Here is a 20,898-nt window from a genome sequence, read left to right on the forward strand (position 1 = left end):
CGGTGCGGGTTTTGATGTTACTAACGCAAATTAGACTTTGTTACGACCATGACGCTTACGATCATTTTCAGTCAGATACTTCTTACGCAGACGAATCGACTTAGGTGTTACTTCAACCAACTCATCGTCTTCGATGAACTCAAGCGCTTGCTCAAGAGAGAAACGGATTGGCGGAACCAATGCTGTGGTTTCTTCTTTACCAGACACACGCATGTTATCCAGTTTTTTCGCTTTAGTTGGGTTAATCGCCAAGTCATTGTCACGGCTGTGGATACCGGCCAACTGACCTTCGTAAATCTCTTCACCCGGTGATAAGAACAGCTTACCACGCTCTTGCAGAGTTTCGAGTGAGTACGTCAGTGCTTTACCGGTCGCCATAGACACCAATACGCCCTGCTGACGGCTAGTGACTTCACCGGTTTTGATTGAACCGTAGTGGCTGAACATACCGGTCAAAATACCCGTACCTGAAGTCATGGTCATAAACTGGTTACGGAAACCAATCAAACCACGTGAAGGTACAGTGTACTCAAGACGGATACGACCTTTGCCGTCTGGAACCATATCGGTGAGTTCACCTTTACGTAGACCAAACTGCTCCATGATCGAACCCTGGTGCTGTTCTTCAATATCCAGAATAACGTTTTCGTACGGTTCTTGCTTAACACCGTCAACTTCTTTGATCACAACTTCTGGACGGGAAATACCCATCTCGTAGCCTTCACGACGCATGGTTTCAATCAGTACTGACAGGTGTAATTCACCACGGCCAGAGACTTTGAATTTGTCCACGTCATCGCCTTGGACAACGCGCAATGCCACGTTGTGCAGTAATTCTTTTTCCAGACGCTCTTTCAGGTTACGACTGGTAACGAACTTACCTTCTTTACCCGCGAACGGAGAATCGTTCACTTGGAAAGTCATGCTCACAGTTGGTTCATCAACGCTCAACGGCGGCAATGCTTCCACGTGTGCTTGGTCGCATAAAGTGTCAGAAATAAACAGGGGATCAAAACCACTGATACAAACGATATCACCGGCTTGCGCTTCTTCAACTTCAACACGGTGTAAACCATGGTGACCCATTAATTTCAGAATACGGCCATTACGACGCTTGCCTTCAACATCAATCGAAGTCACTGGACTGTTGGCTTTAATACGACCACGGGTAATACGGCCAATACCGATAATGCCGAGGAAGTTGTTGTAGTCCAGTGCAGAAATTTGCATTTGGAATGGACCATCCAAATCAACTTTTGGCGGCTTAACAAAATCAACTACAGACTGGAACAAGACATCCATGTTCTCAGTCATTTCGGCTGGATCTAAACCTGAAGTACCATTCAAAGCACTGGTGTAAACGATTGGGAAGTCGAGCTGTTCTTCAGTCGCACCCAAGTTATCAAACAGGTCAAATACTTGATCAACAACCCAGTCTGGACGCGCGCCAGGACGGTCAACTTTATTGATCACAACAATAGGGCTCAAACCAGACTGGAACGCTTTCTGCGTTACAAAACGAGTTTGCGGCATAGGGCCGTCAATGGAGTCAACCACCAACAACACGCAGTCCACCATGCTCATCACGCGCTCAACTTCACCACCGAAGTCGGCGTGGCCTGGGGTATCCACGATATTGATGTTGTAGTCGTGCCATTTAATAGCAGTGTTTTTTGCCAGAATAGTAATTCCGCGCTCTTTTTCCTGGTCGTTGGAGTCCATAACGCGGTCAGAGTCGAGCTCTTTACGGTCTAGGGTACCTGATGCACGTAACAGGGCGTCAACCAAGGTCGTTTTACCGTGGTCAACGTGGGCGATAATGGCAATATTACGTAAATTCTCAATCACAAGCTTATCTCAAGTAAAATATGTAGGCTGCACGCAAAACGCGTCAGTTCGAATCAAAGTGGTAGGGTTTATGGGTCTGGTGGGCGTAACTGTTGCGGCGTTGCCACACAGCTCCACAAACACACCCATAACAGGTATCTCATCATGCGTGACTGCTTGCGCGCGGCCGTTGCACTGGGTCAGGACGGTAAACTCGCACATTTGCATAACCCTCATGCAATAAATGGTGCGCATGCAATTTACTCATCATACCTTGATCGCAATACAGTAGATATTGACGATTAGGCTCAAAATCTTTAAAACGGCTATTAATCGCATAAAAAGGCACGGTGCGCTGCTCAATACCGTTGAGGATTAATGGCTGATCTTCTACCTGATCAGGGTGGCGGATATCAATGATAATCTGCCCTGGTAGTGCGTGGTTAACTTCTTCGACATGGACATCTTTACCCAATTCGTCGAGGACTTTATCCATAGTAACCCGTGTCGTACGTTCAATCGCACGCTGTAAGATGCTCGCGTCCAACTGACTTTCTTCGTGTACAACGCGGCCCAGCTTAGCGCGGGTTTTCGGACTCACTGAAATAACACCACAATATTCTGGCATATTTTCGGCAAAGGCAGCAGTACCGATCTCAACTGCAGTACTAATAATATCTTGTTTATGCTCAGTAATCAGCGGACGCAACACTAACTTATCGGTTGCTTTATCAATGACGGCAAGGTTGGTCAGGGTTTGACTGGCCACCTGCGAAATCGCTTCACCAGTGACTAAGGTCTCCAGCTCTAAATCTTCGGCGATAACGTCAGCCGCTTTAAGCATCATACGTTTCAGCACGACACCCATATGACTGTCATCGACATTTTCTAAAATATCACCGAGTACTTCTTCAAACGGTACGCTAACAAACAAAACTCGATGTGAGCTGCCATACTTTTTCCACAAGTAATAAGCAACTTCTTTAACACCCAACTCGTGCGCACGTCCGCCTAAATTAAAAAAGCAAAAATGCGTTAATAAACCACGACGCATCATCTTATAGGCTGCCACAGTGGAATCAAAACCACCGGACATCAACACCAGTGCCTGCTCCACCGTACCTAACGGATAACCGCCAATACCTTGGTGACGTTCATATTCAATAAACAATCTTTCGCCACGAATCTCGAAACGCACTTCAACATCAGGATGGCGCAAATTAATACCTGATGCAGCACATTGTTGACGCAACTGACTGCCCACATAGCGTTCAACATCCACAGAAGAAAAAGGATGTTTACCACTGCGCTTACAACGTACAGAAAATGTACGGCCTTTTAACAGATCAGCGTAATGGGCCTTGCAGTGCTGAGTAATTTCATCAAAATCACCCAACGGGTATTCAAGCACTTGAAAGAAGTGTGAAATGCCTGGCGTACAGCGCAAGCGCGCATACAACTCTTGCAACTCTGTGGGATCTTCAAGTGCAGTAAATAGCTCTAAATTATCCCACTCACCAATCACTTTTACATCAGGGTCAAGATCCCGTAATACCGTACGGATATTTTTGCCTAACTGACGCATAAATTGCCGACGCACTGGACGGCTCTTGATGGTAATTTCAGGAAAAGATTTTAGAATTAATTTCATTATGCAAACAGATCGCTAAGATGGGTTACCAAAGCAACCGCAAAAATGGGCACAAATCATAGCATCTTTTTCTAAAAAATGCTCATTTAACGAGCAACACACTGCACAACAATCTGCGCACTGTCCTGCCCGCTAACTATTTGATCGCCTTAGCAGCTGTAGTACAGCTCATACTCAAGCGGATGCACAAAGGTACGTACACGTAACTCTTCTTCGGCTTTCAAGGCCACAAAAGCATCTAGGAATTCATTACTGAAGACACCGCCACGTAATAAAAACTCACGGTCTGCATCCAAGGCCTCCAACGCCTCTTTTAAACTACCACACACTTGTGGAATCTGTTTCGACTCCTCAGGCGGTAAGTCATATAGGTTTTTATCCGCTGGATCACCAGGATGAATGCGGTTTTGAATACCATCTAAGCCAGCCATTAACAGCGCAGCAAAGGCCAGATAAGGGTTCGCCGACGGGTCAGGGAAACGTGCTTCAATACGGCGCGCTTTCGGGCTGGTCACATAAGGAATACGAATCGATGCCGAACGGTTACGGGCAGAATAAGCCAACATCACCGGCGCTTCAAAACCTGGAACTAAACGTTTATACGAGTTAGTCGATGGATTGGTCAGCGCATTCAGCGCCTTACCATGCTTAATAATTCCGCCAACAAAGTACAGGGCATTATCAGATAAGCCTGCATAGCCCTCGCCAGAGAAGATATTTTTGCCACTTGCAGAAATTGATAAATGCACATGCATGCCTGAGCCATTATCACCAAATAATGGTTTTGGCATAAAAGTCGCGGTACGGCCGTAGGCATCGGCAACATTATGCACCACATACTTCAATGCCTGTACCTCGTCAGCTTTAGCCACCAAGGTGTTAAATCTCACGCCAATTTCGTTTTGACCCGCGGTGGCTACTTCGTGGTGATGCACCTCAACAAACTGTCCCATTTCTTCCAGCGCATTACACATCGCTGTACGAATCTCATGGTCATAATCGCTCGGCTGAGTGGGCAGGTAACCGCCTTTAACCGGCACACGGTGGCCCTTATTACCCCCTTCGATATCTGCGTCACTGTTCCAAGCGGCTTGCTCAGAATAGATTTTGAACATTGAGCCAGAAATATCAGACTTAAACTTAACCTGATCAAAGATAAAAAACTCAGGCTCAGGACCGACAAAGACGGTATCGCCAATTCCTGTTGATTTTAAGTATTCTTCGGCTCGAGAGGCGATCGCTCGAGGGTCACGGTCATAGCCTTGCATGGTGGATGGTTCGATCACATCACAGACTAGAATCAAAGTCGGCTCTTGGGTAAAAGGATCCATTACCGCAGTACTGTCATCAGGCAGTAGGATCATATCTGAGGCTTCAATGCCTTTCCAACCTGCCATAGAAGAGCCGTCAAACATCTTTCCTTGCTCGAAAAAATCATCATCAGCATCACGAGCTGGCATAGTGATATGGTGCTGTTGCCCACCAATATCAGTAAAGCGCAAATCAATCCATTTTGCGTTATGGGTTTGTATCAGTTCGAGCGACTTTGACATCATGGTCTCCAAGATTTCATGAACGAGGTGCCCGCCCAGCAACAGGCTTCCGGGCAGTGCGCTCGCCACATTTCCTGTCTCGGCAAGACAAGGAGTGTGTCAAAACCGAGGGCGAGACGCGTAATATAAATTCAGCGTGCTATTTTGACTGTTGCCCGCGATCAGCGCTAGCCCCTAACCTACACTATTAGAAAAAAACAGCGTAATAAGCGACTCAATAAGCAACAATTAAACCAGCAAAGCATAATGTTTTATAGTGTACGCGGCACAGAGGCACAATTCATTTTTTTATTAGTCACCGATAGAATATTTAAATGGGCAAGGATTGCTAGCTCTTTTGCAGCACTGACCAGCGAAACACTTGCCTAAGTATGCCGAGCGTGCAAGGCTTACACACACATTAAAAGGAGTGGGTTATGCGCCTTGTCTTGGCTACAATCATGCTCGCTGCAGCATTACCTGTTACTGCACAGATTTATCAATATACCGACGCGAAAGGCAACCTTGTTTACACTGACCGGCCGCCACTCGGCGCCGATGCCAATAGTGTTGAGCTGCAGACGATTAATAGCCTGCCCTCCTCAACCAATCGAGCAACAAACGGACAATCTGATACCGACAACAGTGATGCATCAGATCAAGCAGGGCCTTACAGCCAATTACAGCTCATAGGGTTGCCTGACGCCGAAGCGTTGCGTGCCAACAACGGTAACTTTACCGTCCAGGTTACAATCATCCCAGACCTTGTCAGTCCACATCGTTTACAACTGTTGGTTGACGGCCAAGCCTACGGTACGGCGAGTGCCGCGACCAGCATACAGGTGACAAACCTTGCACGTGGCGAGCATCGTCTTGCAGTTCAGGTATTAGCCGGTGAGCAAGTACTGCAACGCAGTGATGAACAAACCTTAAGCGTGCAACGTGTACATACCGGTAGCCCGGCATTCCAACCTAAACCTTCACCGCGCCCTAAACTATGAAACTGAGCGCTCTATTCGGTGTACTTTTACTCTGTGTGGCGCCGCTCACCTCAGCCGCTATTTATACCTATATCGATGCGAATGGAGCGCGGGTGTTTACCGATCAACCGCCCAAACATCAACGTACCGAAACACTTAATCTTAAGCCCACAAATCAAGTCCCCGCTCCCCCAGTGATAACAGCGCCGCCGGTCTATCAAGAATCTCTTGAGCCGCTGCCAGTGCAGTATCAGTTATTACGCATTTTGGTACCCGAACCCAATGCTACAATTCGCGCAAATAATCGACAACTGATTGTCACAGTTAACAGCGAACCAGCGTTACTTGAAGGACATCATTACCGTTTACTGCTAGATGGTGAAGCTGTCGGCGAGCCGACGCGCAGCCCAGTTTTCCCTCTTAAAGATCTCAATCGTGGCACCCATCTACTGGCTGTAGAAATCATCAACCAGCAAGGAGCGGTGCTCGAACGCACGCCTGCACAACCTTTTCACTTACGCCAAATCACTTTAAACGATAAGCGTCGAGTGAATCCATGCGAGAAAAACGACTACGGAGTGCGGCCCGAGTGCCCGTTAAAAGATAAGCCTAAAAAATAAGCGTAGCGTGTAGCGCCATACCATCCTAACCGATCGACTAAGAACCTATGCACCGTCAACAATGGCTTTTTGTTTGCGGCGCCACACGCAACCTTGCTAAGGTGCGCGACATTTTAAAGAGTAATCCTATGCACGATCAGCACTTTGATGAGCTTGCCATTCGTTTTGCGCAAAAAATTTACGGTAGCAATAAAGGCGCGATTCGTTTAGCGGTGCTGCAAGCCGACCTTAATGAGGTTTTACCGCAGCGTCCATTGCGCGTTTTAGATATTGGCGCAGGCTTAGGCCATATGTCGCTGTGGCTGGCTGAACAAGGTCATCACGTCACTTTAGTAGAACCGGCGTTAGCCATGCTGGAAACAGCACAGCAACGTTTTGCTAACGCACAATGCCCTGCGACCTTTATTCATGCGGACTGGCAAAGTTTTGCCCAGCAAGAACACCGTCCTTATGATCTAGTGCTGTGTCATGCAGTACTGGAATGGCTCGCCGAGCCCAGCGCTATTTTAGCGGCACTACATCGACTCACCACCGCTGACGGTTGGCTATCGTTGGCGTTTTACAACAAAGATGGCCTGATCTTACAGAACCTGATCAAGGGCAATTTACGTAAACTCAGCCAACAACGCTTTACCGGTGATGCCGGTGGCCTGACCCCGCAACAACCGCTCGATCCACGTGAGTTAGCTGCTCAAGTGGCGCCTCTCTGGCAGATCCAACAGCGTAGCGGTATTCGTGTCTTTCACGATTATATGCCGCCACAGTTTCGCCAGAAAATCGCAGCAGAAGAGTTGATTAGCACCGAACTGAGCTATCGCCGTCATCCCGCCTTATCAGGTTTAGGACGCTATCTGCATTGGCTTTGCCAGCCGCGCACGATCACAGTAGACTCATTATGACTCAGTCTCCTAGGAGGCACATGATGCTTCGTTATCTACTACCCAGTGCTGCAGCGCTACTATTAGTCGGCTGCCAAGCAAGCAATCCTTACCCCGGCGAAAGCCTGCCGTTACCACCGGCACCGGCGGCTGCCGCAACACATTTTGATGCCAGCGCTTACCCTGCCAAGATCAATAATAAAGCCTACAACTACTGGTGCTGGCACAATCAATACGCCATTCCAGCGCCAATCGCCAGTACTGATAATGTTGCCCAGCGTATTTTAGCTGAGCAACTGGAACAACATGGTTTGCGCCCAGCAGCTTCTGCCGAACAGTGCCAACTGCACGTGCAGCTCACGAGCAGACAGCGCCAGCATGAACGTCGCGAATATGATGATTTCCCATCAGCGAACTATGGCTACGGCTTCGGACATGGCGACCCGTATTATGATCGTCATCGCTACTCTGGGATTGGCGTTAATATTCCGTTGCGATCGCGCAGCTACACTGAGTACTATCAGCAGCTGACTCTTTCCTTCTCTGATGCACAAACACAGCAGTCGGTATGGCGTACGCAAAGCACCGTTAGCAGCGATCAACAAGGGCAAACCAGTGAAGAGGCGCTGCGCAAAGCGATTGAGGCAATGCTAAGCAGCTACCGCTGACAGGTAGCTGCAACACAGATAACGCTGAGCAGAGCTGCTCAGCGCAGGCATTACTTCACCACCAACACATCACAAGGGGGGTGTTCTAAAAAGTGTTGCGCCAAACTGCCGAGCAAGGCATCGGCCAAAACACCACGCCCATGCTTACCAATAGCCAAAATCTGCGGTTGTTGTTCAGTAATCACTTGCGCCAAACAATTATGCAGCTCACCTTGGCGTAGCTCATGACTGATCTGCGGGCCACGCTCGGGTAATTTGGCTCGCTCATCCATCACCAACTGATCAAACAAAGACGTCTGCCATGATATCTCTGAGTCACTGTCAAAACCATGCACTTCCGCCATTTCCAGCACATGCAAGGCATGGATAGATGCGCTATGAGGCAATAACTTAAACACATGGTGCAGCGCATGGCAGGCACACAAAGAAAAATCCAAGGGCACCAGCGCTCGTTGATAAGAGCTGACATTCGCTTCAATCGCCAACAACACAGGGACGGCGCTACGCTGTAAAACGCGCTCTAGCGTGGTACCAGAAAAGTACTCAGGCGAATCCTGGTGATGATCTCCCATCACCATAAAATCAACGCTGTGGGCTTTTTGCGCGGCAACAATCGTCTGTGCTGGGCGGCCCATTTTAATCAAAACTTGCGCATTCCCCGCATCACAATCCTGCAATTGCTGAGACAGCAAAGCATCCGCTGCTAGCATCTGTTTTTCTAACACGGCCATCGGTAAGTGATCTTCTAAAACATAGATCACACTCAATCGTGCCTGATGCTGCTGGGCCAGCTGCACGCCTCGGCGCAAAGCAATCTGCGCGTTATCACTGAGGTCATGGGCAACCATAATATGCTGCATAAATGTGCATTCCTTTTTGACAATCAAAAGAGGCGCGCAAACGGCACACTCGTTTGCGCGCAAGGACCGTTACTCAGAGGCTTTTAGCGCTTGAGTTAAGTCGGCTAAAATATCATCGATGTGCTCAATACCAATCGACAAGCGAATCAGGTCGAGACTCACACCGGCCTTGGTCATTTCTTCTTCAGTCAATTGACGATGGGTAGTGGTCGCGGGGTGACACGCCAATGATTTAGCATCACCAATATTCACCAAACGGTAGAACATCTGCAACGCATCAATAAACTTAGCACCAGCCGCTTGGCCGCCGTGAATACCAAAGCATAAAATTGAAGACGGCTTACCGCCCATGTATTTTTGCGCCAAAGCGTGATCAGGGTGGTTTGGCAGACCGGCATACTGCACCCATGCCACTTGCGGGTGAGCCTCTAAGAACTCAGCAACTTTTTGCGCATTTTCACAGTGACGCTCCATCCGCAGCGACAGTGTCTCCATGCCCTGCATAATTAAAAACGCATTAAAGGGTGATAGCGCCGCCCCCATATTACGCAATGGCACCACACGGCAACGGGCAATAAAGGCCGCAGCGCCGAAGTCTTTGGTGTAAACAACACCGTGGTAAGACACATCTGGCGTGTTTAATAGAGGGAAGCGCTCTTTGTGCTCAGCCCAAGGGAATTTACCTGAGTCAACAATAGCACCAGCAATGGTTGTACCGTGGCCACCCATATACTTAGTCAGCGCGTGAATAACGATATCGGCACCGTAGTCAATCGGACGACACAGCACAGGGGTCGCAACCGTATTATCAACAATCAACGGCACACCATGACGATGGGCAATATCAGCTAAGGCTTGGATGTCAACGATATTACCCGCTGGGTTACCAATACTTTCACAGAAAACGCCTTTCGTTTTGTCATCAATCATTGCTTCCAATGCCGCCAGATCATCGTGCGGTGCGAAGCGTACTTCTAAACCTTGGCGTGGCAAAGTATGGGCAAATAAGTTGTACGTACCACCATACAACTTGGCCACGGAAACGATATTATCGCCCACTTCAGCAATCGTCTGAATAGTTGCGGTAATCGCCGCCATACCCGATGCCATCGCTAACGCAGCGACCCCACCTTCTAAAGCAGCAACACGCTTTTCTAAAATATCGTTAGTTGGATTGGTGATACGCGTATAAATATTACCGGGTACTTTTAGATCAAATAAATCAGCACCGTGCTGAGTATCATCAAACGTATATGAAGTCGTTTGATAAATAGGCACAGCAGCCGACTTGGTAGTTGGGTCAGAACTGTAGCCAACATGGATCGCAATCGTTTCTGGTTTCATCACTAATACTCAAGACTGATTTAAAATAGTGGTACAAAGCATGCCCAGCCAACACGCTAGGGTCAAGCAGTGCACCGATAGATGTCTTCTAAATTAAGATAGAGGCACACTATGAATTCTTACAACAACATCCTTAGAGTGCGAACATGACTTGGCGCTATATTATCAAGCAACTGGCCTTTCCACCCAGTAGCCTCTTATTACTACTGCTGTGTGCGTTCTTTTTACGTAAACGCTGGCCAAAATTAGCCCTAGCAAGTTTTATTATCAGCATCAGTACGTTTTATATAATAAGTTTGCCGATTACTGTTGAGTATGCCGCGCGCGCATTGGAAACGGAAGCAGCGCTGCCATACCAACAATGGTCAACCTTACAGCAGCACGCCGATGCCATTGTTGTGCTCGGCGGCGGTCGTGAAGTCAACGATCCCGCTTGGCAGAGCGACCAACCGTCATTGATGGCCATGCAACGCCTGCGTTATGCCGCTCGTTTAGCCAAAGCTTCACAGTTGCCGGTATTGCTCTCTGGTGGCTTACATTACGGTCATCCGCCCAGTGAAGCGCAGATTATGGCGGATAGTTTGCAGCAAGATTTTGCTGTTACGGCGCGCTGGCTGGAAGGTGAAAGCCGCACCACTTGGGAAAACGCGCAATACACCGCGCAAATGCTCCAAGCCGAAGGTATTAAACGTGTGGTATTAGTGACTGATGCTTGGCATATGCCGCGCTCGCGCTGGAGTTACGAGCAGTTTGGTTTTGAAGTGGTTAGTGCACCTGTTGGCTTTTTAAGTGGAGCCAACGAGCGCCCACTCAACGGCTGGATGCCAGAAAGTAAAGCAATGTGGCACAACACAGCCTTACTTAACGAGGCCATTGGCGCCCTGCTGTACCGATTAAGTTATAGCGTCCAGCAGCCCTAAAGCATAAATAAAGTACTGCAGCGACACCTGTGCAAATAAACCACCACAGCCCCTGTAACAGCGGCCATGTCTATTTAGACAGGTCGCCTTGAGCCGATTTCAGCAGCCCTACCCCTAGGTCATATCCGCGATAGCCCTCGAGCAAACTTTCGCATAATGCAGCATCGCATTTCTTGTTAGCGCCCTCTCATTTAAAGCAAAAACAGTCATTTTTAAACAATAAAACGCATTCAGCAGCGCCCGTAACCCTGAGGCCTGCCAGATCATCGCGTCCGTAACATATTCTTGATTTAAATTAAGAAATATATATTTAGCTGATTGAGCGAGTAGTAAAAAACCTTTCGTCTGCTAACGTCGATCAAGGTATGAGTATTTGCCTGATTTTTGTCAATACATACTCGGCCCACCGCCATTGTGCGGTTGGCCTATTTTTCCGGTTTGCTTGCGGTTGTTTGTCGGCCAGTTGCTTAATTAAAAAGCGCCAGTTGCAATCGTTCCGAAGCATAAGAGGAGGTGATCACGATGGATATTAACCGTCGGGAGTTTTTCAAGTTTTGCGGAGTGGGAATAGCCGCATCCAGTCTTGCCGCGCTCGGTATGGCACCAGAACCGGCATTTGCCGAATCTGCTCGCCATTTCAAGCTAGCCAACACTAAAGAGTCGCGTAACACCTGTCCCTACTGCTCGGTGGGCTGCGGTCTCATTATGTATAGTCGCGGCAGCGGTGGAAAAAACGTCAGCCAGGAGATCTTTCACATTGAAGGTGACGCTGACCACCCCGTTAACCGTGGCACCTTGTGTCCAAAGGGCGCAGGTTTGATTGACTTTATTCGCAGCCCCAACCGCCTGCAATATCCGCAAGTGCGCGAAGCAGGCAGCAACGAGTGGAAACGTCTCAGTTGGGACGATGCCCTGACCCGTATTACGCGCTTAATGAAAGATGATCGTGATGCCAACTTCATTGAAAAAAATGACGCTGGGCAAACCGTCAACCGTTGGTTGACCACAGGTTTCCTAGCCGCGTCAGCGGCATCCAGCGAAGCCGGTTATATGACGCACAAAGTGGTACGTTCGCTGGGTATTCTGGGTTTCGACAACCAGGCGCGCGTTTGACACGGTCCGACGGTGGCAGGTCTTGCCCCGACGTTTGGCCGTGGAGCCATGACCAATCACTGGAGCGACATCAAGAACGCCAATCTGGTGTTAGTGATGGGCGGCAATGCCGCAGAAGCGCACCCGTGCGGTTTTAAGTGGGTCACTGAAGCCAAAGCGCATAACCAAGCCAAGCTATTGGTGGTTGATCCGCGCTTTACTCGCACCGCCTCCTTGGCCGATGTCTACGCGCCGATTCGTACCGGCACGGATATCGCTTTCTTGGGTGGTTTGATTCGTTATTTACTGGAAACCGATCAGATTCAGCACGAATACGTGCGTAACTACACCGACATGCCGTTTATCGTAAAGGAAAACTTTTCTTTTGCAGATGGTTTATTCAACGGTTATGACGCGGATTCGCGCAGCTATCCGGACAAGAGCGACTGGGACTACGAACTTGACGAAAACGGTCATGCCAAGATCGATATGACCCTCAAGCATCCACGTTGTGTCTATCAACTGCTGAAAAAACACTACAGTCGTTATACGCCAGAAATGGTCAGTGGTATCTGCGGTACACCGCTCAAGCGCATGATGCAAATATGGGATCATATTGCTGAGACTGCAGTGCCTGGCAAGACCATGACCATCCTCTATGCGCTAGGCTGGACTCAACACTCGGTTGGCTCGCAGATGATTCGTGCCGGTGCCATGCTGCAACTGCTGCTGGGCAATATCGGTATGCCAGGCGGCGGTGTGAACGCCCTGCGCGGCCACTCCAATATTCAGGGTTTGACCGATTTAGGCTTGCTCTCCAATCTGCTGCCGGGCTATCTAACTCTGCCGCGTGATAACGAACAGGATTACGATGCCTATATTGCCAAGCGCGCTCCTCAAGCACTGCGCCCTGGACAAATGTCGTATTGGCAACACTATGGTCGCTTCCATGTCAGTCTGATGAAGGCATGGTACGGCGATGCAGTCACCGAAGAAAATAACTGGGGATACGACTGGCTACCCAAACTCGATGAGCCAATGTATGACGTGTTGAAATACTTCGACATGATGTACGAAGGCAAGGTCAACGGTTACTTCTGTCAAGGTTTCAACCCGATTGCCGCGTTCCCCAACAAGGCCAAGGTTGGCGCAGGATTGGCGCGACTAAAATACCTGGTCATCATGGACCCACTGGTCACCGAAACCTCAGAGTTTTGGAAACATGTCGATGAATACAACGATGTCGATACTGCCAGCATTCAAACCACGGTGTTCCGCTTGCCGACCACCTGCTTCGCTGAAGAAGACGGCTCACTGGTCAACAGCAGTCGTTGGTTGCAGTGGCACTGGAAAGGCGGCGAACCACCGGGCGAAGCACGCACTGACGTCGCTATTATGGGCGGTTTATTCCATCGTCTGCGCGCCCTTTATAAGAGCGAAGGTGGAGCCTTCCCAGATCCGATTATGAATCTGGATTGGTCGTATCTGCGTCCCGATGAACCCGCACCAGAGGAAATTGCCAAAGAGTACAACGGCAAAGCGCTGGTCGACCTCAAAGACCCTAAAACAGGAGAGTTACTCCTGCGTGCCGGGCAGCAACTGGCAGGATTTAGCCAGCTACGCGATGACGGTAGCACCTCCAGTGGTTGCTGGTTATTCTGCGGCTCTTGGACGGAAGCAGGTAACCAGATGGCGCGGCGCGACAACTCTGACCCTTATGATATGGGACAGACCTTGGGCTGGGCTTGGTCTTGGCCGGCTAACCGTCGCATCCTTTACAACCGTGCCTCGGCGGACCCATCAGGCAAGCCTTGGAACGATAAAGACAAGCGTTTGGTATGGTGGGATGGCAGCAAGTGGACCGGTACCGATGTCCCCGACTTTGCGGTGACCTCAGCACCGGAAGACAAAATGAACCCGTTTATCATGAACCCAGAAGGCGTGGCGCGTTTCTTCGCTCGTGGCAACATGGCCGAAGGTCCGTTCCCCGAGCACTATGAACCGTTTGAGACGCCCATCAGTCGCAACCCGCTGCACCCAGACTCCCCGGGCGTGACCAGTAACCCAGCGGCACGTGTTTTCCGTAACGATATGCAGGTATTTGGCACCGCCGATGAATTTCCGTATGCGGCGACAACGTATCGACTCACGGAGCACTTTCACTTCTGGACCAAGCACAGCCGGATCAACGCGATCATGCAGCCACAACAGTTTGTCGAACTCGGCGCGGTAATGGCTGGCGAACTGGGCATTAAGGCCGGTGATCGGGTACGGGTGTCATCCAACCGTGGCTATATCGAAGCAGTAGCGGTGGTGACCAAGCGTCTCAGGCCGCTGATGGTGGATGGTAAGATCGTGCATCACGTCGGTATTCCGCTGCACTGGGGATTTGTCGGGGTGGCCAAGAACGGCTACCTGACTAACACGCTGACGCCTTTTGTCGGCGACGGCAATACCCATACACCGGAATACAAATCCTTCCTAGTTAACGTGGAGAGGGTGTAATCATGGCTACTCAAGACATAATCGCACGCTCTGCGACCACTACAGCGAGCCCCTCGGTGCGGCAACTCGACGAGGTGGCAAAACTAATCGACACCACATTGTGCATCGGCTGCAAAGCTTGCCAAGTGGCGTGTTCGGAATGGAATGATCTACGTGATGAGGTCGGCAGCAACGTTGGGGTGTACGACAACCCCAGCGACTTGACTGCTGAATCTTGGACGGTGATGCGTTTCGCCGAACACGAAACCACCGATGAAGACCTCGAATGGCTGATCCGTAAGGACGGCTGCATGCACTGCGAAGACCCTGGCTGCCTCAAGGCCTGCCCAAGTCCGGGAGCGATCATCAAATATGCGAATGGTATCGTCGACTTCAACCAAGATCATTGCATCGGCTGCGGCTACTGCATCACGGGCTGTCCCTTCGACGTACCACGCATCTCTAAAAAGGATAACAAAGCTTACAAATGCACACTGTGCTCCGATCGGGTGGCTGTAGGCCTTGAGCCTGCCTGCGTGAAGGTCTGCCCAACTGGGGCGATCGTCTTCGGCACCAAGCAGGATATGAAGGATCATGCTGACTGGCGGATTGCCGACCTGAATCGACGCGGCTTTGACAACGCCGGACTCTATGACCCTCAAGGCGTGGGCGGAACCCACGTGATGTATGTGCTGCACCATGCCGATAAAGCTGGGCTCTACAGCGGCTTACCTCAGAATCCGACCATCAGCCCCATGGTGGGCGTATGGAAAGGCGTGGCCAAACCGTTGGCAATGATGGCCGTCGCGGCCACGGTGCTGACAGGGTTCTTTCATTACGTACGGGTCGGGCCTAACCGCGTCGAAGACGACGAGGAAACCCATGCGCCGTTAGCATCGGTCGAGCACTATGACCCTGCCGAACGCCGAGACCCTCGCGCGGAAGGAGAACGACATGAATAAGGACATGAAGCAAGACCTACAGCGCTACAATGCCAACGAACGCTCCAATCACTGGGCGGTCGCTCTGCTATTTATCCTGTCGAGTCTATCGGGTCTGGCACTCTTCCATCCAGCGTTGTTCTGGTTGAGCAATCTGTTTGGCGGTGGGACTTGGACGCGCATTCTGCACCCCTTTATTGGGGTGTTAATGTCTATCCTGTTTGTCTTAATGGCATTGCGCTTTGCCGGTCGCAACCGAATCAAGGCGCACGATCGTCAATGGTTATCCCAGTGGCGTAAGGTGGTCACTAACCACGAAGAAGACTTGCCGCCTGTGGGTAAGTACAACGCTGGCCAGAAGCTTCTATTCTGGTCGCTGGTGATCAGCATGCTGATGTTACTCATCAGCGGAATTGTGATCTGGCGAGCGTACTTCAGCAGTTTCTTCGCCATTGACCTTATCCGCTTTGCCAGTGTGCTGCATGCGTTTTTCGCCTTTGTGCTAATCACTAGCATCACTGTGCACATCTATGCTGCCATCTGGGTTAAAGGCTCGATGGGAGCGATGCTGTACGGTAAAGTGAGCCGAGCGTGGGCGCGCAAACATCACCGACTATGGTATGACGAAATGCGCAACAAAGAGCGTTAACCCGCACCGGTCAGTCCCTTAAAAACCACGGGTTGACCGGTACGTTTGTATAATGGTTGTAATGTCAGACAGCGCACTTGTGCGCTGTCTATTTAGTTGTATGCTTTACCTCAACTACGCCCATTCAGGCCACCGTGCCTACCTAGACAAGGAACGAGCCCATGTCATCCAAGATTCTCGAGCCTGGGGAGATCGAAAGTGCGGCCATGACTCCGCCCTTTGTACAACTGCCCCCAACCGATCTGTTTGCCCAACGTGCGATGCGCCTTGATAGCTTATCCGAAGGCCATCCTATGAGTGCTTACCTAAGCTTGCTGGCCAGCGTCTGCCGCGCACAACAGACTGTGCTTGACGCACCACCCAATCTACCTGAGCTCAACGCCTCCAATCTTAGCGCCGCGTTAGAGCATGATATGCCACCACTGGCAGTGGATACATTACTTCACGACAGCGGCTGGCAAACACAGCTGGACGCTTGGCTCGAGGCTTTCACCACACAAGATGAAAAGCGACCCGATGCAGTGCTCACTGCACTGCAACAACTACGTCAGGCCGATACCGAACAGCGCCGTATTTGGGCGACCGCATTACTCGGTGGGCGCTTTAGCGAAGTACCTGAGGCGCTAGTGCCTTTTCTTGGCGCCGCCTTACAGCTCGCTTGGCAACATTGGTTGCAAGCGATTGATGTCGAAGCCATTCGCGAGCGCGAAGATCAGACCGAGTGCCCCTGCTGCGGCTCATTGCCGGTGGCTGGCGTTGTCCATCAGCGCCGCCCCATCGACGGTGTGCGCTACTTACTGTGCTCGTTGTGTGCCACTGAATGGCATTACGTGCGCCTGAAATGCAGTCACTGTAAGAGTACGCGCGAACTTGACTACTTGCATTTCGACGACAGTCCGTACGGCATCAAGGCTGAAGCCTGTCCCGATTGCCATACCTACCTGAAGCAGCTCTATCTAGAGATAGCTCCGAACGGCGAAGCCGTAACGGCAGATCTAGCCAGCCTCGATCTAGATATCCGCTTGGCTGACCAAGGTTTGCAACGCCGTACGCCCAATCTATTGCTGGCACCAGGTGGCGAAGGTCACGCGGGGAAATGACCGAATGAATACTGCGCAACAACCGCACCCTCCTTCGGTGGAGCAACTTCTGAACGCGCACGGCATGGCGGTTCTGCAAGAGCGTCATGGCCGCTCGTCGTTGCGTAAAGTAGTCCGTGACTATCTGGCCGAATTAGGAGAGATCTATCGCCGTAAAGAGCTGTTACCGCAGATGTTGACAGAAACGATGATGGTGTCCGCAGTAGCTGCTCGATTAGAGCGCTATCAAACCCCTAACGTGCGACGCATGTTCAACCTCACCGGTACAGTGCTACACACCAATCTAGGACGCGCTTTGCTGCCAGAAGAAGCCATTACAGCCATAACTCTGGCGGCACGTCACCCGACCAATTTAGAGTTTGATCTGACCACAGGCCAGCGCGGTGACCGCGACAGCCTAGTGGAACAATTGCTATGTGAGCTGACCGGTGCTGAAGCGGCGACCGTGGTCAACAATAACGCCGCCGCTGTGCTATTGGCGCTCAGCGCGCTCGGCGCAGGCCGTGAGGCAGTGATTTCGCGCGGCGAGCTGATCGAGATTGGTGGCTCCTTTCGTATTCCCGATATTATGGCCCAAGCCGGCGTGATCCTGCGCGAGGTTGGTACCACCAACCGTACCCACCCCCACGATTACGAAACAGCCATCAACGATCACACTGGGCTGATCTTACGGGTACACCCCAGCAACTATTGTATTGAGGGCTTTACCGCCAGCGTGGCGACCAAACGTCTGGCTATCATCGCCCATGATAACGGCTTACCGCTGCTGGAAGACCTCGGCAGCGGCAGCTTAGTCGATCTAGCTCAATGGGATTTGCCACGCGAACCGCTGGTCCAGGAGTCTCTGGCTGACGGCGCGGATATCGTCACCTTTAGCGGTGATAAGCTGCTCGGTGGCCCGCAAGCAGGGATCATCGTTGGTCGTCGCGACCTGATTGATCGAATCAAAGCGCACCCACTCAAGCGTGCACTGCGTGTGGATAAACTGACCCTCGCCGCGTTAGAGGCCGTTCTGCGTCTCTACCAAGACCCCGACCGCTTGGCTGAGCGCCTTACCAGCCTACGTATTCTGACGCGACCCGCAACCGACATCGAAGCGCAGGCGCAACGCTTAGCGCCACTTATAGCACAACACTTAGGCTCAAACTGGCAGGTCGAGGTACGCGCGGCGCTCGGCATGATTGGCAGCGGCGCACAACCCATCGCCCGCCTGCCCAGTGCCGCACTGTGCATTCGACCGCAAGGTGCCCGCAAAGAACGCAACCGCACACTGACCACGTTGATGGCGGCGTTTCGTGCCCTGCCCATTGCCGTAGTCGGCCGTCTTGATGACAACGCTTTATGGCTCGATCTGCGCCAACTGGACGACGAAACTGCGTTCATAGAACAGCTACCAGCCTTGCAAGTCAATCCAGTATGATTATCGCTACTGCAGGGCACATCGACCACGGCAAAACTGCCTTGCTGGAAGCGCTCACCGGTCATGCCGGCGATCGTCGCCGTCAGGAGCAGGAACGAGGCATCACCATCGACTTAGGCTATCGCTACGCGGATTTAGGCGGCGAAGTAACCTTGGGTTTTATCGACGTGCCGGGCCATGAGCGCTTCGTACATAACATGCTGGCCGGTGCCGCCGGCGTTGATCTGGCGCTGCTGGTGGTGGCCGCCGATGACGGCGTAATGCCGCAGACCCGCGAGCACCTCGCCATACTTGCGTTGCTGGGCATTCCGCGTTTATGGGTGGTGCTGAGCAAATGTGACCGAGTGGATACGCAGCGCCAAGCTGCTGCACAAGCAGATATAAAAGCGCTGTTGCAATCTGGTCCTTACTCGAATGCGCCCTTTTTTAGCCTTTCAAATATTACCGGCGAAGGCATTAGCGCACTGCGTGAGCGACTACTAACAGAAGCCCGAGATATCGCACTACGCGCCGATAACGATCATTTTCGTCTCTCTGTAGATCGCGCCTTCAGCGTTTCAGGTGCTGGCGTCGTCGTCACAGGCACCGCGCTGGCTGGACGCGTTGCGGTGGGCGACAGTCTGCTTTTGACAGATATAAACGGCAGCCATCAGCGCGTACGAGTGCGTGGCTTGCACGCTCAGAACCGCGTCGCCGAGCAAGCTCAAGCAGGCCAGCGGGTGGCGCTAAATCTGGCCGGCGAGCGACTCAAAGCTGAGCACATCCAGCGCGGCAACTGGTTGCTACACCCTGCCTTATTGAACCCCAGCCGCCGCCTGGATATCCACCTGACCCTGCTCTCCAGTGCATCTCGACCGTTGGAACACTGGACGCCGGTGCATCTGCACTTAGGTGCCCAGCGCTTGACCGGTCGCGTCGCGCTTCTGCAACACACCAGCCTATCTCCGGGCGCAAGTGGCTTGGCACAATTGGTACTCGACGGCAACACGCACGCGGTCTACGGTGATCGAGTGGTGCTACGTGACCAGTCCGCTTGGCACACACTCGGCGGTGGCATTGTGCTTGATCCAGCCGCACCGACCCGTCAACGCCGAACACCCGCACGGTTGCTCCAATTACAAGCATTGACACAAGGCGGGTTAGAAGATGCTCTGCCGGTGTTACTCAGCGCTGCTGATAACGGTCTAGCGCCGGAAAATCTAGAGCGTCAATTCAATCGCCCACAACAAGGCTGGCAGCTGCCACACAGTACAATCAGCAAACACACCAGTAGCGGACCACGCCTGTTCGCTGAAAGCATTTGGCAACAACATCGATCAGCGCTCGTCGAAGCATTAACACGTTTTCACCAAGAGCAACCCGACGAACCCGGACCCGACCGTAGCCGACTGCGTCGCTACGGACTCCCCTATCTACAGCCAGCAGTATTTACGGCATTACTGGATGAAGCCTTGCTCGATGCAAGCGTAGTGGCCAGCGGCCCTTGGCTGCATATGCCAGGTTATCGGGTGCGCTTAAACGCTGAAGAAGAAGTCTTAAAAAGCCAGCTGTGGCCACATCTCGAAGCCGGTGATATTAACCCGCCTTGGGTGCGCGATCTCGCACGCCTTGAAAGCTGCGAGGAAGTTCAGGTGCGGGCGCTGCTGTTGAAACTGGCACGTTTGGGACAATTGCATCAGGTCGTACGCGATTTATTTTACTCAGAGCCCGCCATCGAAAAGCTGGCACACTGTGCAATAACCCTAGCCCAGAACAACAATACTCTAGAGGTGGTGGCATTTCGTGATGCGCTGGGATTGGGACGCAAACGCTGCGTGCAACTCCTGGAATACCTTGACCGTCTTGGAGTCACACGACGCTTTGCTAATCAACGACGAATTCGCGAGGAAAACAGCATAGTGTTGCGCATCAAATCACGCTAGTATATTGCGC

General features: G+C 51.4%; 15 protein-coding genes and 2 pseudogenes. 12 read left to right on the forward strand and 5 right to left on the reverse strand.

Going from position 1 to position 20,898, the window contains the following annotated elements; genetic code table 11:
* Positions 1–30: 30 nt before the first annotated feature.
* The 3 genes from typA to glnA all read right to left on the reverse strand — a co-directional run bounded on the left by typA (position 31) and on the right by glnA (position 5,034).
* Positions 31–1,848, reverse strand: a complete 1,818-nt coding sequence (typA, locus tag JYJ62_RS05435; RefSeq protein WP_205341178.1) for a translational GTPase TypA — start codon at positions 1,846–1,848, stop codon at positions 31–33.
* A gap of 142 nt (positions 1,849–1,990) precedes the next feature.
* Entirely contained in the window at positions 1,991–3,478 is a 1,488-nt protein-coding gene (gene thiI, locus JYJ62_RS05440) for a tRNA uracil 4-sulfurtransferase ThiI (protein ID WP_205341179.1), read from the reverse strand.
* Positions 3,479–3,627: 149 nt separating this feature from the next.
* Positions 3,628–5,034 (reverse strand): type I glutamate--ammonia ligase, encoded by a 1,407-nt coding sequence (gene glnA, locus JYJ62_RS05445; RefSeq protein ID WP_205341180.1) that lies wholly within the window; start codon positions 5,032–5,034, stop codon positions 3,628–3,630.
* Positions 5,035–5,471: 437 nt separating this feature from the next.
* Between glnA and JYJ62_RS15945 the strand changes: the two are divergent.
* The 5 genes and pseudogenes from JYJ62_RS15945 to JYJ62_RS05465 all read left to right on the forward strand — a co-directional run.
* A pseudogene (locus JYJ62_RS15945) lies at positions 5,472–5,612 on the forward strand (DUF4124 domain-containing protein); the annotation flags it as partial.
* A gap of 255 nt (positions 5,613–5,867) precedes the next feature.
* Positions 5,868–5,960, forward strand: a pseudogene (locus JYJ62_RS15950) (DUF4124 domain-containing protein); the annotation flags it as partial.
* A gap of 47 nt (positions 5,961–6,007) precedes the next feature.
* A complete protein-coding gene (locus JYJ62_RS05455; RefSeq protein ID WP_205341182.1) occupies positions 6,008–6,610 on the forward strand; it encodes a DUF4124 domain-containing protein in 603 nt (200 codons plus the stop codon).
* A 128-nt stretch (positions 6,611–6,738) separates the two neighbouring features.
* Positions 6,739–7,509, forward strand: a complete 771-nt coding sequence (locus JYJ62_RS05460) for a methyltransferase domain-containing protein (protein WP_205341183.1) — start codon at positions 6,739–6,741, stop codon at positions 7,507–7,509.
* Positions 7,510–7,529: 20 nt separating this feature from the next.
* Positions 7,530–8,156, forward strand: coding sequence for a DUF4136 domain-containing protein (locus JYJ62_RS05465; RefSeq protein WP_205341184.1), 627 nt, complete (start codon positions 7,530–7,532; stop codon positions 8,154–8,156).
* Positions 8,157–8,206: 50 nt separating this feature from the next.
* Here the strand turns inward: JYJ62_RS05465 and JYJ62_RS05470 are convergent, their stop codons facing one another.
* Both JYJ62_RS05470 and JYJ62_RS05475 read right to left on the reverse strand, forming a co-directional pair.
* Positions 8,207–9,016, reverse strand: coding sequence for a universal stress protein (locus JYJ62_RS05470; protein WP_205341185.1), 810 nt, complete (start codon positions 9,014–9,016; stop codon positions 8,207–8,209).
* A 69-nt stretch (positions 9,017–9,085) separates the two neighbouring features.
* Complete coding sequence (locus tag JYJ62_RS05475) at positions 9,086–10,360, reverse strand: bifunctional O-acetylhomoserine aminocarboxypropyltransferase/cysteine synthase (protein ID WP_205341186.1); 1,275 nt, start codon at positions 10,358–10,360, stop codon at positions 9,086–9,088.
* A gap of 146 nt (positions 10,361–10,506) precedes the next feature.
* Here JYJ62_RS05475 and JYJ62_RS05480 point away from each other — a divergent pair, with 146 nt between their 5' ends.
* The 7 genes from JYJ62_RS05480 (at position 10,507) to selB (ending at position 20,888) form a co-directional block, all read left to right on the forward strand.
* Entirely contained in the window at positions 10,507–11,280 is a 774-nt protein-coding gene (locus JYJ62_RS05480) for a YdcF family protein (RefSeq protein WP_205341187.1), read from the forward strand.
* 522 nt (positions 11,281–11,802) lie between these two features.
* Positions 11,803–14,877 carry a formate dehydrogenase-N subunit alpha gene (gene fdnG, locus JYJ62_RS05485; RefSeq protein WP_205341188.1) on the forward strand — a complete coding sequence of 1,025 codons (3,075 nt, stop codon included), beginning with the start codon at positions 11,803–11,805 and terminating at the stop codon, positions 14,875–14,877.
* A 2-nt stretch (positions 14,878–14,879) separates the two neighbouring features.
* Positions 14,880–15,818 carry a formate dehydrogenase subunit beta gene (gene fdxH, locus JYJ62_RS05490; RefSeq protein ID WP_205341189.1) on the forward strand — a complete coding sequence of 313 codons (939 nt, stop codon included), beginning with the start codon at positions 14,880–14,882 and terminating at the stop codon, positions 15,816–15,818.
* Between the two features lie 4 nt (positions 15,819–15,822).
* Positions 15,823–16,446 (forward strand): formate dehydrogenase subunit gamma, encoded by a 624-nt coding sequence (locus tag JYJ62_RS05495; protein WP_205341329.1) that lies wholly within the window; start codon positions 15,823–15,825, stop codon positions 16,444–16,446.
* A 161-nt stretch (positions 16,447–16,607) separates the two neighbouring features.
* Positions 16,608–17,546 carry a formate dehydrogenase accessory protein FdhE gene (gene fdhE, locus JYJ62_RS05500; RefSeq protein WP_205341190.1) on the forward strand — a complete coding sequence of 313 codons (939 nt, stop codon included), beginning with the start codon at positions 16,608–16,610 and terminating at the stop codon, positions 17,544–17,546.
* A 4-nt stretch (positions 17,547–17,550) separates the two neighbouring features.
* Entirely contained in the window at positions 17,551–18,966 is a 1,416-nt protein-coding gene (selA, locus tag JYJ62_RS05505; RefSeq protein WP_205341191.1) for an L-seryl-tRNA(Sec) selenium transferase, read from the forward strand.
* Positions 18,963–20,888: a selenocysteine-specific translation elongation factor gene (gene selB, locus JYJ62_RS05510; protein ID WP_205341192.1), complete on the forward strand. Its 1,926-nt coding sequence runs from the start codon at positions 18,963–18,965 to the stop codon at positions 20,886–20,888. Before selA ends, selB begins: the two co-directional genes overlap by 4 nt.
* Positions 20,889–20,898 lie beyond the last annotated feature (10 nt).

Origin of the sequence: Denitrificimonas caeni (assembly GCF_905120345.1) — a bacterium.
Lineage (GTDB): Bacteria > Pseudomonadota > Gammaproteobacteria > Pseudomonadales > Pseudomonadaceae > Denitrificimonas > Denitrificimonas caeni_A.

Bases quoted from the DNA above. Each gene is read 5' to 3' on its own strand.
- JYJ62_RS05460 (WP_205341183.1), top strand. From the start codon at position 6,739: ATGCACGATCAGCACTTTGATGAGCTTGCCATTCGTTTTGCGCAAAAA.
- glnA (WP_205341180.1), bottom strand. From the start codon at position 5,034: ATGATGTCAAAGTCGCTCGAACTGATACAAACCCATAACGCAAAATGG.
- JYJ62_RS05480 (WP_205341187.1), top strand. From the start codon at position 10,507: ATGACTTGGCGCTATATTATCAAGCAACTGGCCTTTCCACCCAGTAGC.
- JYJ62_RS05465 (WP_205341184.1), top strand. From the start codon at position 7,530: ATGATGCTTCGTTATCTACTACCCAGTGCTGCAGCGCTACTATTAGTC.
- selB (WP_205341192.1), top strand. From the start codon at position 18,963: ATGATTATCGCTACTGCAGGGCACATCGACCACGGCAAAACTGCCTTG.
- selA (WP_205341191.1), top strand. From the start codon at position 17,551: ATGAATACTGCGCAACAACCGCACCCTCCTTCGGTGGAGCAACTTCTG.
- JYJ62_RS05455 (WP_205341182.1), top strand. From the start codon at position 6,008: ATGAAACTGAGCGCTCTATTCGGTGTACTTTTACTCTGTGTGGCGCCG.
- JYJ62_RS05470 (WP_205341185.1), bottom strand. From the start codon at position 9,016: ATGCAGCATATTATGGTTGCCCATGACCTCAGTGATAACGCGCAGATT.
- JYJ62_RS05475 (WP_205341186.1), bottom strand. From the start codon at position 10,360: ATGAAACCAGAAACGATTGCGATCCATGTTGGCTACAGTTCTGACCCA.
- JYJ62_RS05495 (WP_205341329.1), top strand. From the start codon at position 15,823: ATGAAGCAAGACCTACAGCGCTACAATGCCAACGAACGCTCCAATCAC.
- thiI (WP_205341179.1), bottom strand. From the start codon at position 3,478: ATGAAATTAATTCTAAAATCTTTTCCTGAAATTACCATCAAGAGCCGT.
- fdxH (WP_205341189.1), top strand. From the start codon at position 14,880: ATGGCTACTCAAGACATAATCGCACGCTCTGCGACCACTACAGCGAGC.
- fdhE (WP_205341190.1), top strand. From the start codon at position 16,608: ATGTCATCCAAGATTCTCGAGCCTGGGGAGATCGAAAGTGCGGCCATG.